Source organism: Mesorhizobium metallidurans STM 2683, from assembly GCF_000350085.1.
Lineage (GTDB): Bacteria > Pseudomonadota > Alphaproteobacteria > Rhizobiales > Rhizobiaceae > Mesorhizobium > Mesorhizobium metallidurans.
This window is the reverse complement of record NZ_CAUM01000056.1, coordinates 1-14,375: the sequence shown is the minus strand read 5'-3', so window position 1 is coordinate 14,375 and position 14,375 is coordinate 1. Positions and strand designations below refer to the sequence as shown.

Annotated in this window: 14 protein-coding genes; 6 read left to right on the top strand and 8 right to left on the bottom strand. The window is 64.2% G+C overall.

All coding sequences use genetic code 11. From position 1 onward, the window contains the following. Positions 1–152: 152 nt before the first annotated feature. Positions 153–791: an NrsF family protein gene (locus MESS2_RS09960; protein WP_040592614.1), complete on the bottom strand. Its 639-nt coding sequence runs from the start codon at positions 789–791 to the stop codon at positions 153–155. A 1-nt stretch (position 792) separates the two neighbouring features. Next, complete coding sequence (locus tag MESS2_RS09955) at positions 793–1,329, bottom strand: sigma-70 family RNA polymerase sigma factor (RefSeq protein WP_008874074.1); 537 nt, start codon at positions 1,327–1,329, stop codon at positions 793–795. A gap of 205 nt (positions 1,330–1,534) precedes the next feature. Here MESS2_RS09955 and MESS2_RS09950 point away from each other — a divergent pair, with 205 nt between their 5' ends. The 3 genes from MESS2_RS09950 to MESS2_RS09940 all read left to right on the top strand — a co-directional run bounded on the left by MESS2_RS09950 (position 1,535) and on the right by MESS2_RS09940 (position 5,383). Next, positions 1,535–2,539: an iron ABC transporter substrate-binding protein gene (locus MESS2_RS09950; RefSeq protein WP_008874073.1), complete on the top strand. Its 1,005-nt coding sequence runs from the start codon at positions 1,535–1,537 to the stop codon at positions 2,537–2,539. A gap of 190 nt (positions 2,540–2,729) precedes the next feature. Further along, a complete protein-coding gene (locus MESS2_RS09945; RefSeq protein ID WP_040592618.1) occupies positions 2,730–4,304 on the top strand; it encodes an ABC transporter permease in 1,575 nt (524 codons plus the stop codon). Continuing rightward, complete coding sequence (locus tag MESS2_RS09940) at positions 4,301–5,383, top strand: ABC transporter ATP-binding protein (protein ID WP_008874071.1); 1,083 nt, start codon at positions 4,301–4,303, stop codon at positions 5,381–5,383. The genes MESS2_RS09945 and MESS2_RS09940 overlap by 4 nt, the downstream gene beginning before the upstream one ends. Before the next feature lie 8 nt (positions 5,384–5,391). Here MESS2_RS09940 and MESS2_RS09935 read toward each other — a convergent pair whose 3' ends face one another. From MESS2_RS09935 to MESS2_RS09915, 5 genes are all read right to left on the bottom strand, one after another. Beyond that, a complete protein-coding gene (locus MESS2_RS09935) occupies positions 5,392–6,195 on the bottom strand; it encodes a phosphodiesterase (protein WP_008874070.1) in 804 nt (267 codons plus the stop codon). A gap of 87 nt (positions 6,196–6,282) precedes the next feature. Continuing rightward, complete coding sequence (locus MESS2_RS09930; RefSeq protein ID WP_008874069.1) at positions 6,283–7,383, bottom strand: sn-glycerol-3-phosphate import ATP-binding protein UgpC; 1,101 nt, start codon at positions 7,381–7,383, stop codon at positions 6,283–6,285. Between the two features lie 19 nt (positions 7,384–7,402). Next, positions 7,403–8,317: an ABC transporter permease subunit gene (locus tag MESS2_RS09925; protein ID WP_008874068.1), complete on the bottom strand. Its 915-nt coding sequence runs from the start codon at positions 8,315–8,317 to the stop codon at positions 7,403–7,405. A gap of 7 nt (positions 8,318–8,324) precedes the next feature. Next, positions 8,325–9,209 carry a carbohydrate ABC transporter permease gene (locus MESS2_RS09920; RefSeq protein WP_008874067.1) on the bottom strand — a complete coding sequence of 295 codons (885 nt, stop codon included), beginning with the start codon at positions 9,207–9,209 and terminating at the stop codon, positions 8,325–8,327. A gap of 105 nt (positions 9,210–9,314) precedes the next feature. Then, positions 9,315–10,667: an extracellular solute-binding protein gene (locus MESS2_RS09915; protein WP_008874066.1), complete on the bottom strand. Its 1,353-nt coding sequence runs from the start codon at positions 10,665–10,667 to the stop codon at positions 9,315–9,317. 221 nt (positions 10,668–10,888) lie between these two features. On the opposite strand from MESS2_RS09915, the gene MESS2_RS09910 reads away from it, so the two are divergent. Continuing rightward, positions 10,889–11,959: an endonuclease/exonuclease/phosphatase family protein gene (locus tag MESS2_RS09910; RefSeq protein ID WP_008874065.1), complete on the top strand. Its 1,071-nt coding sequence runs from the start codon at positions 10,889–10,891 to the stop codon at positions 11,957–11,959. Positions 11,960–11,980: 21 nt separating this feature from the next. Here MESS2_RS09910 and tlpA read toward each other — a convergent pair whose 3' ends face one another. Beyond that, entirely contained in the window at positions 11,981–12,661 is a 681-nt protein-coding gene (tlpA, locus tag MESS2_RS09905; RefSeq protein WP_008874064.1) for a thiol:disulfide interchange protein TlpA, read from the bottom strand. 35 nt (positions 12,662–12,696) lie between these two features. On the opposite strand from tlpA, the gene argH reads away from it, so the two are divergent. Both argH and MESS2_RS09895 read left to right on the top strand, forming a co-directional pair. Beyond that, entirely contained in the window at positions 12,697–14,097 is a 1,401-nt protein-coding gene (gene argH / locus MESS2_RS09900; RefSeq protein WP_008874063.1) for an argininosuccinate lyase, read from the top strand. 69 nt (positions 14,098–14,166) lie between these two features. Next, positions 14,167–14,373, top strand: a complete 207-nt coding sequence (locus MESS2_RS09895; protein ID WP_040592611.1) for a hypothetical protein — start codon at positions 14,167–14,169, stop codon at positions 14,371–14,373. Positions 14,374–14,375 lie beyond the last annotated feature (2 nt).

Here is a 14,375-nt window from a genome sequence, read left to right as displayed (position 1 = left end):
ATAGATAGAGCGACGTGTGTCCATTTGGGCGCACAAAGTACGCGCTAACTCCTTGTATACGAGTATCCGAGCATCATGCTTTCGAAAAATCGAATCCGATTTTCGGGCCGATGCGTCTACGGTGCGTCTATTGTTCCGATCGCGGGCCGTCGCTACCAGCGCACGAAAAGCCGCCCGCCGAGCGCGCCGAGCGCGCCGAGGATGGCAATCGCGAGTGTATACCAGGTGGCGACGAAAAGCGGCGAGTCGTCGAAGCAGTGTGCGGCATAGAAGGTTGCCGCCAGCCCGCCGGCGAGCAGGCCCGCCACCGTTCCGGCAAGCACCGGCCGCGTCGGGGCGCCATAGCGCAGCACCGTGAGGAAGACGGCAAGCGGACCGACGCCGATCAGCGGAATGAACGTCAGGCAGATAACAATGTTGGTGCCGACCAGCCGCGTGCCCCAGTCGGCCGCAGGCACGGAAAGGAGTTCCAGAACCACCGCAATGATCACCAGCAGCGGTGCGGCAATCATCCAGGCCGCCGCCCCGCCTGTCGATGCACCGGGTGTCGACAGGGCGCGGATCAAGGCGAAGGCGCTGACGGCCAGAGCAGTCGTGAAGACGAATTTGGCGAGGAAGCGCATCGTATGCATGGCGGTCGCGATGTCGGTGCGTGGACCGATCGTCAGCCAGAAAACCACCGCCGCGATCACCGTAGCCGCACCGGCGGCCATCCACCAGGCCGAGCCCAGCGGCATCGCCTTGCTGCGGGTATCGGCGTCAAGCGCCTTGATGAGATCGTCGGTCCTCATGTCATTCCCGCCCGAATCGCTTGGCGATTGCGGCAAGCCCGCGGTGCAGCGACACGCGCACCGCCGTCTCGCTGATACCGAACTTCGCCGCCGTCTCGCCAATGGAACGGCCTTCGACCGACACCGACGAAACCACCGAACGCTGCGCCGGCGGCAGGCCGTCCAGCGCCCGGTTGATGTCGCGCTCGCTGACTGTCTCGGTCTCCGGTTCGGCGAAACTCTCGGCGATCTCGTCGATTTCGATCTCGATGCGCCGCCCACGCCGCCGGAAGGCGTCGATCAGCTTGAAACGTGCGATGGCATAGACCCATGGCAAGACCGGCGCATCCTGGCGCCAGGTATGCCGTTTCACATGAATGGCCAGCAAGGTTTCCTGCACGACATCCTCGGGGTCGACCCCGCCCTGTACGATCTTGCGCCTGACAAAGCCGCGAACGAGAGCAGCCGTCCGGTGCAGAAAGTCGGCATAAGCCTTTTCATCTCCTCCGATCGCAGCCCGCAGCAGCCGGGCGAGTTCGGCCTCGTCCTTGCCGGTCACAAGAGTTCACTCCCCGATGTTCGCGCCTCGGCGCCGATTTGTTACGTGGCCGGCGAATTAATGTCCAAGCCAAAGTAGGGGAGCATCACGAAAGTTTGCGGCCGGCGACCGATTGAAGCAGCTTCTCAATGTTGACTATGATATTCAGGTATTGCTAGGTGCAGCCGTGCCGGAAACAAGATCATCAAGAGCGAGGACGACGCCCATGAAAACTGCCCTTTCCACCCTTGCCGGCGCCGCGCTGGCAATCGGCCTGATCGTTGCGCCGGCGATGGCGCAGGAGGATGGCATCATCGTCTACAACGCCCAGCATGAGAGTTTGGCCAAGGAATGGGCCGAGGGCTTCACCAAGGCAACCGGCATCAAGGTCACGTTGCGCAATGGCGGCGACAGCGACTTCTCCAACCAGATCGTCGCCGAGGGCGCCGCCTCGCCGGCCGATGTGTTCCTGACCGAAAATTCGCCGGCCATGGCCCTGGTCGAGGCATCAGGCTTGTTCGCGCCGGTCGATGCCGACACGCTGGCGCAGGTGCCGCAGGAATACCAGCCGACCACCGGCAAATGGGTCGGCATTGCCGCGCGCAGCACCGTCTTTGCCTATAACAAGACCAAGCTTAACGCCGACCAGTTGCCCAAGTCGCTGCTCGATCTCGCCGATCCGAGCTGGAAGGGCCGCTGGGCCGCATCCCCCTCCGGCGCCGACTTCCAGGCGATCGTCAGCGCCCTCCTGCAGCTCAAGGGCGAGCCCGCCACGGCCGACTGGCTGAAGGGGATGAAGGAGAATTTCACCGCCTACAAGGGCAATGGCACGGTGATGAAGGCGGTCAATGCCGGTGAGGTCGAAGGCGGCGTGATCTACCACTATTACTATTTCGGCGATCAGGCCAAGACCGGCGAGAACAGCGGCAACGTCGAGCTGCACTATTTCAAGAACCAGGATCCGGGTGCTTTCGTCTCGATTTCCGGTGGCGGCGTGCTGGCCTCCAGCAAGCAACCGAAGGAAGCCCAGGCGTTCCTGAAATGGGTGACCGGCAAGGGTGGCCAGGAAGTGCTGAAGACCGGCGCATCCTACGAATACGTTGTCGGCAAGGGCGCGGAGTCCAACCCGAAGCTGGTGCCGCTGGCCGATCTGCAGGCGCCGAAGGTCGATCCGGCGACGCTGAATTCCAAGAAGGTGACCGATCTGATGACGGCAGCCGGCTTGCTTTAGCCGGCATTCGTCCTAAAAGGGCAACCGACTGCGCTCCTGCGGGAATTCGCTTTCCGCGGGAGCGCTCTGTTTTTTTCGAGACGGCATTCGTCCCCATGACGATCAGCATGACGACAGACTGCATTTCCGGCCGCGTTTGCGGTTCCTTCGACCGTTGCCGCCGGCGGGCGGCGGCACGGCGTCCGGCCTGATGCAGTCTGCGGCCGATCTTGCCCGCCCAGGCTTGCCGGTCGCCCGGCTGGCCCGGCTTCGGTCCTCATCCTGGATCTTGCTCGCCGCCGTCCTTGTCTCGCTGTTTGCGCTGCTGCCGCTCGCCTTCATCTTATGGGTTGCGGTGCAGACCGGCTGGGAAACCGTATCGGCACTGGTCTTCCGGCCGCGCGTCGGCGAGCTTCTGGTCAACACCGTCCTTTTGGTGGTGCTCGCGGTTCCGATCTCGATCGTGCTGTCGGTGGCGCTGGCCTGGCTGACCGAACGCTCGGACCTGCCCGGCGCGCGCCTCTGGGCCTGGCTCTCGGTGGCGCCGCTCGCCATTCCAGCCTTCGTCCACTCCTATGCCTGGATCACCCTGGTGCCGGGATTGCACGGCCTGTGGGCCGGCGTTCTGGTTTCCGTCATCGCCTATTTCCCGTTCCTCTATCTGCCGGTGGCGGCGGCGCTGCGCCGGCTCGACCCCGCGCTCGAAGACACCGCCGCGGCCCTCGGCCTTGGCCCGTGGCGCGTGTTCGCCCGCGTCGTGCTGCCGCAGCTCAGGCTCGCCATCTGCGGCGGTTCGCTGCTGGTCGGCCTGCACCTGCTTGCCGAATACGGCCTCTACGTCTTCATCCGCTTCGACACCTTCACCACGGCGATCGTCGACCAGTTCCAGTCGACCTTCAACGGTCCCGCCGCCAATATGCTGGCCGCCGTGCTGGTGACCTGCTGCTTCGTGCTGCTCGGGCTGGAAGTGCTTGTGCGCGGCGAGGAGCGCTATGCCCGCGTCGGCTCAGGCGCCGCACGCCAACAGCAACGCACACGGCTCGGCCGCGCCACGCTCCCTTGCCTGGCTCTGCCTGCCGTCACCGCGCTGCTTTCGCTTGGCGTGCCGTTCGTCACCATCGGCCGCTGGCTGATCGCCGGCGGCGCCGATGTCTGGCGCCTCGACGAGATCGGCCTGGCGCTCGGCCAGACCCTGTTCCTGGCGCTCGCCGGCGCCTTGCTCGCCACGGTCGCCGCCATGCCGATGGCCTGGATCTCGATCCGCGCGCCGGGACCGCTGCAGCGTATCCTGGAGGGCTGCAACTACATCGTCGGTTCGCTGCCCGGCGTCGTCGTGGCGCTGGCGCTGGTCACCATCACGGTGCGCATCGCCCTGCCGCTCTACCAGACCCTGTTCACCATTCTTGTCGCCTATGCGCTGATGTTCCTGCCGCGCGCCCTGATCAGCCTCAGGGCGTCGATCGCGCAGGCGCCGGTCGAACTCGAACGTGCTGCCGCCAGCCTCGGCCGGCCGCCGCTCAAGGCGCTGTGGTCGACGACGATCCGCCTGTCGGCGCCGGGGGCGGCGGCGGGCATGGCGCTGGTGGCGCTCGGCATCATGAATGAACTGACCGCCACGCAGATGCTGGCGCCGAATGGCACCCGCACGCTGGCGATGGCGTTCTGGTCCTACAGCGGCGAGATCGACTATGCGTCGGCCGCACCTTACGCCTTCATCATGGTGGCGATGTCGCTGCCGCTCACCTGGCTGCTCTATGTCCAGTCGAAGCGGATGGCCGGACGATGAGCTTTCTCGAACTCACCGGCGTGCACAAGCACTACGGCCCGGTTGCGGCACTGGCCGGCGTCGACCTCGGCGTGGCCAGCGGCAGCCGCACCGCGATCGTCGGACCGTCCGGCTGCGGCAAGACGACGTTGCTGCGGCTGATCGCCGGCTTCGAGGCGCCAGACCAAGGCCGCATCGTGCTCGACGGCGAAGTGCTGGCCAATGGCGGCACTGCCGTGCCGGCGCATCGCCGCGGCATCGGCGTGGTGGCGCAGGACGGCGCCCTGTTTCCGCATCTGAGCATCGCCGCCAATATCGGCTTCGGCATGGGCCGCGGCGAGGACAAGCGCACCGAACGCATCGTCGAACTCGCCTATATCGTCGGACTGGACAAGGCGATCCTCAAACGACGGCCGCACGAGCTTTCCGGCGGCCAGCAGCAGCGCGTGGCGCTGGCACGCGCCATGGCGATGAAACCGCGGCTGATGCTGCTCGACGAGCCGTTCTCGGCGCTGGATACCGGCCTGCGCGCGTCGATGCGCAAGGCGGTCGCCGAGCTTCTGGAGGCGGCAGGCATCACCACCATCCTGGTCACCCACGACCAGGCCGAGGCGCTGTCTTTCGCCAGCCAGGTCGCGGTGATGCGCGACGGCCTGTTCTCGCAGGTCGGCACGCCACGCGAGCTCTATCTCCAGCCGAAAGACCGCATGATTGCCGAATTCCTCGGCGACGCCATCATCCTGCCGGCGAAGATCGCCGATGGCTTCGCCACCTCGCCACTCGGCCGCATCGCCGTGGACACCAAGGAACGGCGCGACGTCGCCCGCATCATGCTGCGACCGGAACAGGTGCTGCTGAAACGCACGTCGCGCGAAGGCATGTCGGGGACGCCGGAGATGCTGTTCGGCGAGGTGACGGAATCCGAATTCGCCGGCTCCATGTGCACCATCGCGGTGCGGCTCCTGAACAGTCCCGACCCGCCGGACGCCGCCGCGATCGGCAACACGCCATTGATCCTGCGCAAGCCTGGCATGGACGCGCCTGTCGTCGGCGAGATCGTGCGGCTGAGGGTTTCCGGCAAGGCGCATGTGTTTGCCTGAAAGCGGCCTTACCGCACCCTCTCGCCCGTCGCCGGCGAATAAAGCGGCCAGCGCTCGAGGAAGTCTGAATTGTGAACGACAACCCGGCGCGCGGCAGCGTCGATGAGGACGACCGCATATGTGGGCGGCGCCTGCTCGAGCAATTCTTCCCCGACCAGATCGAGCATGAAGCGGGCGTGCAGGCCGCGTTGCGCGGTGAACGGGATGCCGGCGACCGTACCTGCGATGTCGCGATGGACATGGCCGAAGAAAATGTGACCGACATTGCCGTGGCGATCCAGCAGGTCGACGAATCGCCTGGGCTGTTCGAGCCCGAGCGGGTCGAGGATGGGCAGGCCGAGTTCGACAGGCGGATGATGCAGGAAGATGTAGGCCTGCCGGCCTGCCGCTTCGCCGAGCCGCGCGTCGAGCCAGGCCAGCCGCTTGTCGCAGAGCTCGCCGGTGACACGGCCTTCGGCCAGGCTGTCGAGGAGCAGCAGCGACGCCTCGGGCGTCTCGAAGACCGATTGCACGAAGCCGTTATCGTCGACCCCGCCTTCGGGAAATGCCGCGATGAGATTGGCCCGCCTGTCGTGATTTCCCGGCAGCAGGCGGAAGGGCACGGAAAGCCTGCCCAGGGCCGATCTGAGATCGGCATAGCTCTCGGCCGCGCCTGCCTCGGTCAAATCGCCGGTGAAGATGCAAAGCGCGGCATCGGCGTGATGGGTATTGATGTGGTCGATGCAACGGTCGAGCCGCTCATGCAGGTCGGCACCGTAGCGAATCTCGCCCCGCCGTCCGAGATGGACGTCCGTGACCTGGATGATTTTCATTGGACGACCCTTTGTTCGACCCCGACAGGAAATTTGCTTTGCCGGCGCCCGCAGCGACACCAGCGCACTAGCGGATGATGCTGCCCATCAATGTGCGGGAACCGGCACGGACGCCTTGAAGACATCGAGGCGAGCGCCCGTCTCCGACGAGAAGAAATGCATGTCTTCGGGCGAGATCTTCAAACCGACTGTCTCGCCGGGCGCCGGATGGACGGTCTCGGACGTCACCACGGAAAACGCCGCGCCGTCGAGATCGACATAGATGACCCTGCCCGCGCCCAGTTCCTCGACGAGGTCGACGGTGGCATTGAGCGCGCCCTGCGAGCCGGGCGCCACCAGGCGGACGGCTTCCGGCCGGATGCCCATCGCCACCTTGGCGCCGACCGGCAGGCCGACCCGCGGAATGGCGAGACGCCGGCTGTCGCCAAGCAGCGAGAGGCCGTCGAGTTCGACGACGCCTTCGAGGATGTTCATCGCCGGCGCACCGACGAAGGTCGCGACGAACCGGCTGGCCGGGCGCTTGTAGATTTCGCCCGGCGTGCCGACCTGTTCGACGCGGCCGCCATTCATCACCACCAGCCGGTCGGCGAGCGTCATCGCCTCGACCTGGTCATGCGTGACGAACACCGATGTCGCGTTCAGCCGGCGATGCAGCTTGCGGATTTCCGAGCGCATCTGCACGCGCAGCTTGGCGTCGAGATTGGAGAGCGGCTCGTCGAACAGAAACACCTTCGGTTCGCGGATCATGGCGCGCCCCATGGCGACGCGCTGGCGCTGGCCGCCCGACAGCGCCGCGGGCTTGCGGTCGAGCATCGGCTCGAGTTCGAGAATGCGGGCCACGGCCTGGATGCGCTGCGTGCGCTCGGCGGCGGGCACGCCCGCCACCTTCAGCGAATAGCCGATGTTCTGGGCGACGCTCATATGCGGGTAGAGCGCGTAGTTCTGGAACACCATGGCACAGCCGCGCTCGCGCGGTTCCAGCCGGTTGACCACGGTGCCGTCGATGGCGATCTCGCCGCCGGAAATCTCTTCCAGCCCGGCAATCATCCTGAGCAGCGTGGACTTGCCGCATCCGGAAGGTCCCAGAATGACGACGAAGTCGCCCGACGCGATATCGAGATCGACGCCATGCACGACCTGCGACTTGGCATAGCTTTTCGTGACATCGCGAATGGTGATGGAGGCCATCAGCCGTCTCCTTGTGAAGTCATTTCTCGGTGGCGATCAGGCCGCGCACGAACCAGCGCTGCATCGCCACGACGACGATGAGCGGTGGCAGCATGACGATCAGCGTACCGGCCATGGCGATGTTCCATTCGGGAATGCCGCCGATGTTTGGAATGAGCTGCTTGAGTTCGGTGACCGCCGTCGCATGGGACTGGTCGGTGGTGACCAGCAGCGGCCACAGATATTGATTCCACGCCCACAGGAACATGATGGTTCCAAGCGCCGCCATGTTGGTGCGCGACAGCGGCAGCAGGATGTCGATGAAAAAGCGCAACGCACCGGCGCCGTCCATGCGTGCCGCCTCGGTCAGTTCGTCCGGGACCGTCAGGAAGAACTGCCGGTAGAGAAAAGTGCCTGTGGCGGTGGCGATCAGCGGCAGGATAAGCCCGGTGTAGGAGTTGAGCAGCCCGAAGCTCAACGCAATCCGGACGCCCGATATTTTCTCGATCAGCCAGCTCAAGCCGGTCACGTCGAGGATCGTCTGATATGGTGACAGCACATTGGCGACCACCGCGTAGGTCGGCACGATACGAACCTCCAGCGGCAGCATCAGCGTGACGAAGATCAGCCAGAAGATGAAGGTGCGGCCGGGATAGCGGAAATAGACGATCGAGAAGGCGGTGAGCGCCGAGATGATCACTTTGCCGGCGGCGACACCGGCAGCCATGATGAAGCTGTTCAAAAGTTTGGGCCCAAGGTCAGCCGTCGTCCACGCCGTCTTGATATTGAGCCAGAAGTCGCTGCCCGGCAGCAACGGCATCGGCACGTCGTTGACGTCCTTCAAATTGTGCGAGGCGGCGATGGCGACGATCACGAACGGCGCCACGGCCAGCACGAAGCCGATGAACAGGACGAGATGTGTGACGAAATTGAGGATCGGCGTGCGCTCTACCATGACCGCCTCACCGGTAATGCACGCGCCGCTCGATGAAGCGGAACTGGAAGATGGTGAGCACGATGATGAGCAGCATCAGGATGATGCTCTGCGCCGCGGCGCCCGAATAATCCAGGCCTTTGAAGCCGTCCGAATAGATCTTGTAGACCATCAGATTGGTGGCGTTCGCCGGTCCGCCTGATGTCATGATGTCGACGATGCCAAAGGAGTCCTGGAAGCTCTCGGTGATGTTTATGACCAGCAGGAAGAAGATGGTTGGCGTGATCAGCGGGAACTGGATGTCCCGGAAACGCCTGATGACGCCGGATCCGTCCATCGCCGCCGCCTCGATCAGGGAGCGTGGGATGGCCTGGAACGCGGCAAGGAAGAAGATGAAGTTGTAGCCGACATATTTCCAGGAAAAAGCAGCGATAATGGAGGCCATGGCGTCGACGCCGTCGAGACCCGGATCCCAGAATCCCGGCCATGCCTGGTTGACGACGGCCATGAAGCCGGCTTCCGGTGCCAGGATGAAGCGGAAGGCGAGCGCCAGCGCCGGTGCTGCTATGCCATAGGGCCAAATGAGCACGACCCGGTAGAAGCGCGAACCGGTAAGCTGCCGGTCGGTGAGCGCGGCGAGCACCAGCGCGACGAACATCGCCAGGCCGGTGCTGATCGCGGCGAAGACAAGGCTGGCGGCGATCGAGTTCCAGTAATCGGCGCTGGACAGGATCGACCGGAAATTGTCGAGCCCGACCCAGATGTTGCCGCCGCCCCAGGGCTGTTGCAGCGTCAGCGACCAATAGACTGCCTGGCCGGCCGGCCAGTAGAAGAATGTGAAGATCAGCAGGAGCTGCGGCACCGCGAACAGGATACCGATGGTCCGTCTGCTGAAGGTAACGCGTTTTTCCATCGATCCGCCGACGCCGTTAAGCCGCCAGCCATCCCTTATCTGCCCAGTCCAATATGAAATGGCCGCCCGTCGAGTTTCGACGGGCGGCCTCGAAATACCCGCCGCTTAGGGCAGCGTCTTGTTCGGATAGGTCTGCTGGAAACGGTCGAGGATGGCGTCGCCATTCTTGACCAGCGTGTCGATGCCTTCCTGGACACTGACCTTGTTGGCGAAGATCGCCTGCATCTGCGTGCCGAACTCGGCCCGGATCTGGGTGAAATTGCCAAGGCGGATGCCGCGGGTGATGTCGGTAGGCTCGGAAGCCGTCAGGCTGGCAATCGCGACCTCGCGGCCCTTGTAGGGCGCCTTGTCGTAGAAGCCGTTCGCCTTCATGTAGTCGAAGCCCGACTTCGTCACCGGGATGTAGCCGGTGTTGGTCGACCAGAACAAAGCGGTCTTCGGATCGTGGATGAAGTTCAGGAACGCGGCAGCGCCCTTGTATTCCGCATCCGACTTGCCGGAAAGAACCCAGAGCGAGGCGCCGCCGACCAGCGAATTCTTGCGCTCGGTGCCGGCATAGGTCGGCAGTTCGGCGACATCCCAGCTCATGCCTTCCTTCTGCGTCTTGCCGACCGTGCCGTGGTCGCCGACCGAGGACAGGATGACCTGGCAGGTACCAGAGGCGAAGGCCTGGACCATGTCCTGACCGAGATCCTTGGATTTGATCTTGATGAGACCTTCGTCGTACCACTTCTTGAGGTCGGTGACGTACTGCACGAACTTGGTCTTGTTCATCTCGAGCCGGCCGTCGAGGCCGTCATAGCCGTTGTTCTTGGTAGCGATGGGCTGGTTGTGGATGGCGGAGAACTGCTCCATCAACTGCCAGCTTTCATTGCCCGAGATGTTGATCGCCATCGGGCACTCGTAGCCGGCGTCCTTGAGCGCCTTGAGGTCGGCGCCGACGTCTTCCCAGGTCTTCGGCGCCTCGGTCTTGCCGATCTTGGCGAAGGCGTCCTTGTTCCAGTACATCAACGCGGTCGACGAGTTGAACGGGAACGACAGCATCTCGCCCTTCGAAGTCGCGTAGTAGCGCGCAATGCCGGGGAAATAGTCGCTGTAGTCGATCTTGTAACCGTTCTCTTCCATCAGTTTGTCGGCAGGCTTGTATGCGCCCGAGAGCATCATGGTGGCGGTGCCGACATCGTAGACCTGCACGATGGCCGGCTGCTTGCCGGCACGGAATGCCGCGATCGTATTCTGCAGCGTGGCGTCGTAATTGCCCTGGCTGGTGCAAACGACTTCATAGTCCTTCTGCGATTCGTTGAAGTTCTTGCACAAGGTCTGGACGACTCGCTCCAGATCGCCCGAAAGACCGAACCAGAAATCGAACTTGGTCGGCGCGGCGATCGCGGGCAGCGCCAATGAAACGCTGATTGTGCCGGCGGCAAGAGCCGCCAGGCCGTGTTTGATCATCGACATGAACTCATTCCTTGTTGAGTGGCTCGTTTCAAGGATCGTTGCGCAGGTCCCTGACCGTCTCTTAGAGAAAGTATGTGACAGTTCTGTTGTGCCTTTTTCGCACCTGTGGACAGGCAATTCTCCGTCCGCAATGCCGCCGCGACATGAAATGAAACCGTCATGCGCGCCGTCTAGGTGAAGAGAGTGCTGCCTCCTGTGCCGGAGCCCAAGGAGAACCCGTCATGCGTGTCGAGCCGACCTGGATGGATGAGATGCTGGTACCGAAGCTGACGCACGTCCCGCTCGCCGCTCGCCGGGCGATGCGGGAGGAACCGCGCGACAGCGCGACGCACCTGCGCCTCGCGGCCGCCATCCCCGCTCTCGGCCAGATCGAGATCGGCGGACGTGCGTCGCGCGATGCGGGGAATGAGACGTTGAAGGTGGTGGCCTGGAACGTCGAGCGGCTGCGCCATGGTGACGCGATCGCCGCGACGCTGGCCGGCCAGGCTCCCGATGTGGTCCTGCTTTCGGAGGTGGACGAAGGCATGGCGCGTTCCGGCAACGGCCATCCGCTGCGCGACCTCGCGGATCGGCTTGGCCATGCCTTCGCCTATGGCGTCGAGTTTGTCGAACTCGATGCCGGCAATGAGATGGAGCGCTCCGTGGCTGGCGACATCGCCGACGCCGAAGGCTTTCATGGCAACGCCGTCACCAGCGCCGTGCCCTTGCTTCGCCCCTTTCTGGTGCGGCTTGACGCGGCCGGCGGCTGGTTTCTGCCGGAACGCGGCCAACCGCGCATTGGAGGGCGCATGGCGATCGGCGGCCAGGTGCAGCTCGGCTCGCGGCGGGTGACCGTGATTTCGGTGCATCTTGAAAACCGCACCGGACCGGCCGGCCGCCTGGTCCAAGCCCGTCATCTCCTCGACGCCATCGAGCGCTACGACCCCGACGCACCGGTTCTGATCGGCGGCGATTTCAACACGCTGACCGCCACTCACGAGGAGCGCCACGACGATCCTGATGCCTGGGCCGCGTTGATCTCGGCCGATCCGGACCGGCTGATCGATGTCGAAGCCTACGAGCCGCTGTTCGCGCTTTTTGCCGAACGCGGCTTCGACTGGAAAGACGCCAACAACCTCGACCTGGCAACCCAGCGCCGCGAAGCCGGCGACCCGGAACCGGTCGGACGCATCGACTGGTTCTTCACGCGTGGCCTTGTCGCCACCAGGCCCGCGGTTCTTCCGGCCGTCCGGCCGGACGGAAGCCCGAGTTCCGATCACGAGGCGCTTGCGGTGACCGTGCGCATCGCATGACGCGAACGACTGTCAGTCGCGTCAATTTCCAAGTGCCGTCTCAATGAGCCGCTTGGCGTCCGGGCTGGACCATTCGGCTGGGCCGTTCATATGCGCGATCAGGCAACCCTCGCCGTCGACCAGCAAGGTGACGGGAAGGCCGAGCGCCAGACCCCGCGTCTTGAGGTCGTTGAACAGCGCCATCGTCGAATCCCGGTAGTAGCCGAGGGTTTCGACGCCGATATCCCTGAGGAACTTCTTCGGCTTGGCATCGTCGCCGGCATCGACATTGACGGCGACGACCTGGAAGGCGTCGCTGCCCTCGTCCTTCTGCAGCGCATCGAGCGCCGGCATTTCGGCGCGGCAGGGCGCGCACCATGTCGCCCACAGATTGAGCAGCACCGTCTTTCCGGCGTGGTCGGCGAGCGTCATCGGCTTGCCGTCGGGGCCATTGAAGGCGAGGCTCTTCAGCGATTGCGGCGGGTCGGCCGGCAAAAGAGCAGCGACCTGGCCGGTAGCGGCCGCGGCGACCTTCTTGGCGCGGTCAGCCTTGGCGGCGCAGGCGACATCGTCCTTGCCGTCGCCGGCAGCGACTTGTGCCGGGGCATTGTTGCCAGAACCGCTCTCGCTGACATATACCGCGACCGCGCCCGCCAGCACGCCCGCCGCCAGGGCGGCGAGGATGAGGCGCGGGGCCGGGAAGAATCTATTGCCGTCTGCCATGTCTTAAAAACTGCTCCAGAGTACGGGTTATAGCGATGAGCGACAAGAAGGCCAGCAACCAGATGTGGGGTGGACGTTTTGCCTCGGGTCCGGCCGCGATCATGGAAGCGATCAACGCGTCGATCTCGTTCGACCGCAAACTCTATGCGCAGGACATCAGAGGTTCGATCGCCCATAGCGAGATGCTGGCGCAAACGGGCATTATTTCGGCGGCCGATCAAGAAAAAATCGCTCACGGGCTGAACACGATCCTGACAGAGATCGAAGCCGGCACATTCGAGTTCTCGACCCGGCTGGAAGACATTCACATGAATGTCGAGGCCCGCCTTGCCGAATTGATCGGCCCGGCCGCCGGCCGCCTGCACACCGCCCGCTCGCGCAACGACCAGGTGGCGGTCGACCTGCGGCTGTGGGTCAAGGACGAATGTTTCCGCGTCGCCGAGGCGCTCAAGGGGTTGATCGCGGCCTTTCTGGAGCGGGCCGAGGAGCATGCCGCAACGGTGATGCCGGGCTTTACCCACATGCAGGCAGCACAGCCGGTGACCTTCGGCCATCACTGCATGGCCTATGTCGAGATGTTCTCGCGCGACTTGTCGCGCGTCCGCGACGCCATCGAACGGATGGACGAAAGCCCGCTCGGTGCCGCAGCCCTTGCCGGCACCAGCTTTCCCATCGACCGGCACCAGACGGCCAAGGCTCTCGGCCTCCGCGAGCCGATGCGCAATTCCCTGGACAGTGTTTCTGACCGCGATTTCGCCCTCGAATTCCTGGCAATCGCGGCGATCTGCGCCACGCATCTGTCGCGGCTGGCCGAGGAGATAATCATCTGGTCGACGCCGCAATTCGGCTTCGTCAGGCTGTCGGACTCATTTTCCACCGGCTCCTCGATCATGCCGCAGAAGAAGAACCCCGACGCCGCCGAACTGGTGCGTGGCAAGACCGGCCGCGTGACAGGCCATCTCGTCGGCTTGCTGATCGTGATGAAGGGCATGCCGCTGACCTATGGCAAGGACATGCAGGAAGACAAGGAATCCGTGTTCGACGCCGCCGAGACGCTCGACCTGATGCTGGCGGCGATGACCGGCATGGTGCGCGACATGACGGTCAACACCGCCGCCATGAAAAGGGCGGCGGGCGCCGGCTATTCGACGGCCACCGATCTTGCCGACTGGCTGGTGCGCACGCTCGGCCTGCCGTTCCGCGAGGCGCATCACGTCACCGGCCGCGCCGTCGCGCTGGCCGAGGAGAAGAAGGTCAGGCTCGACAGGCTTTTGCTGGAGGATTTGCAGTCCATCCACCCCGGCATTACCGCGGACGTATTTTCAGTGCTTGCCGTGCAGAATTCGGTGAAGAGCCGCACCAGCTTCGGCGGCACCGCGCCGTCGGAGGTGAGGAAGCAGGTCCGCTATTGGAAAAAGCGGCTCGCCAAAGCTTGAGCCAGGGTGCAATGCGCCGAGAACTCGGCTAAAAGCGGCAGCACGCAAAAGTTTCGGACGGATGGATCGATGACCGGAAGCAGGATTTTGGTGACGCTGACGCTGCTGGCGGCCATGGTGACCGTTACGGCCTGCGGCAGGAAGACCGGTCTCGACACGCCCTATGAGGCTGCCGTGCAGGCGCGCAAGGACGCCGAAAAGGCCAAGCAGCCCCTCCCGCCCGAGCCGGAAAAACCGGTCGAGGACAAGAAGTTCATTCTCGACCCGCTGCTCTAAGG

Excerpts from the sequence above, each read along its gene's own strand:
- MESS2_RS09920 (WP_008874067.1), bottom strand. The coding sequence starts at position 9,209 with ATGGAAAAACGCGTTACCTTCAGCAGACGGACCATCGGTATCCTGTTC.
- MESS2_RS09945 (WP_040592618.1), top strand. The coding sequence starts at position 2,730 with ATGCAGTCTGCGGCCGATCTTGCCCGCCCAGGCTTGCCGGTCGCCCGG.
- argH (WP_008874063.1), top strand. The coding sequence starts at position 12,697 with ATGAGCGACAAGAAGGCCAGCAACCAGATGTGGGGTGGACGTTTTGCC.
- tlpA (WP_008874064.1), bottom strand. The coding sequence starts at position 12,661 with ATGGCAGACGGCAATAGATTCTTCCCGGCCCCGCGCCTCATCCTCGCC.
- MESS2_RS09960 (WP_040592614.1), bottom strand. The coding sequence starts at position 791 with ATGAGGACCGACGATCTCATCAAGGCGCTTGACGCCGATACCCGCAGC.
- MESS2_RS09950 (WP_008874073.1), top strand. The coding sequence starts at position 1,535 with ATGAAAACTGCCCTTTCCACCCTTGCCGGCGCCGCGCTGGCAATCGGC.
- MESS2_RS09925 (WP_008874068.1), bottom strand. The coding sequence starts at position 8,317 with ATGGTAGAGCGCACGCCGATCCTCAATTTCGTCACACATCTCGTCCTG.
- MESS2_RS09910 (WP_008874065.1), top strand. The coding sequence starts at position 10,889 with ATGCGTGTCGAGCCGACCTGGATGGATGAGATGCTGGTACCGAAGCTG.
- MESS2_RS09935 (WP_008874070.1), bottom strand. The coding sequence starts at position 6,195 with ATGAAAATCATCCAGGTCACGGACGTCCATCTCGGACGGCGGGGCGAG.
- MESS2_RS09930 (WP_008874069.1), bottom strand. The coding sequence starts at position 7,383 with ATGGCCTCCATCACCATTCGCGATGTCACGAAAAGCTATGCCAAGTCG.
- MESS2_RS09940 (WP_008874071.1), top strand. The coding sequence starts at position 4,301 with ATGAGCTTTCTCGAACTCACCGGCGTGCACAAGCACTACGGCCCGGTT.
- MESS2_RS09895 (WP_040592611.1), top strand. The coding sequence starts at position 14,167 with ATGACCGGAAGCAGGATTTTGGTGACGCTGACGCTGCTGGCGGCCATG.
- MESS2_RS09915 (WP_008874066.1), bottom strand. The coding sequence starts at position 10,667 with ATGTCGATGATCAAACACGGCCTGGCGGCTCTTGCCGCCGGCACAATC.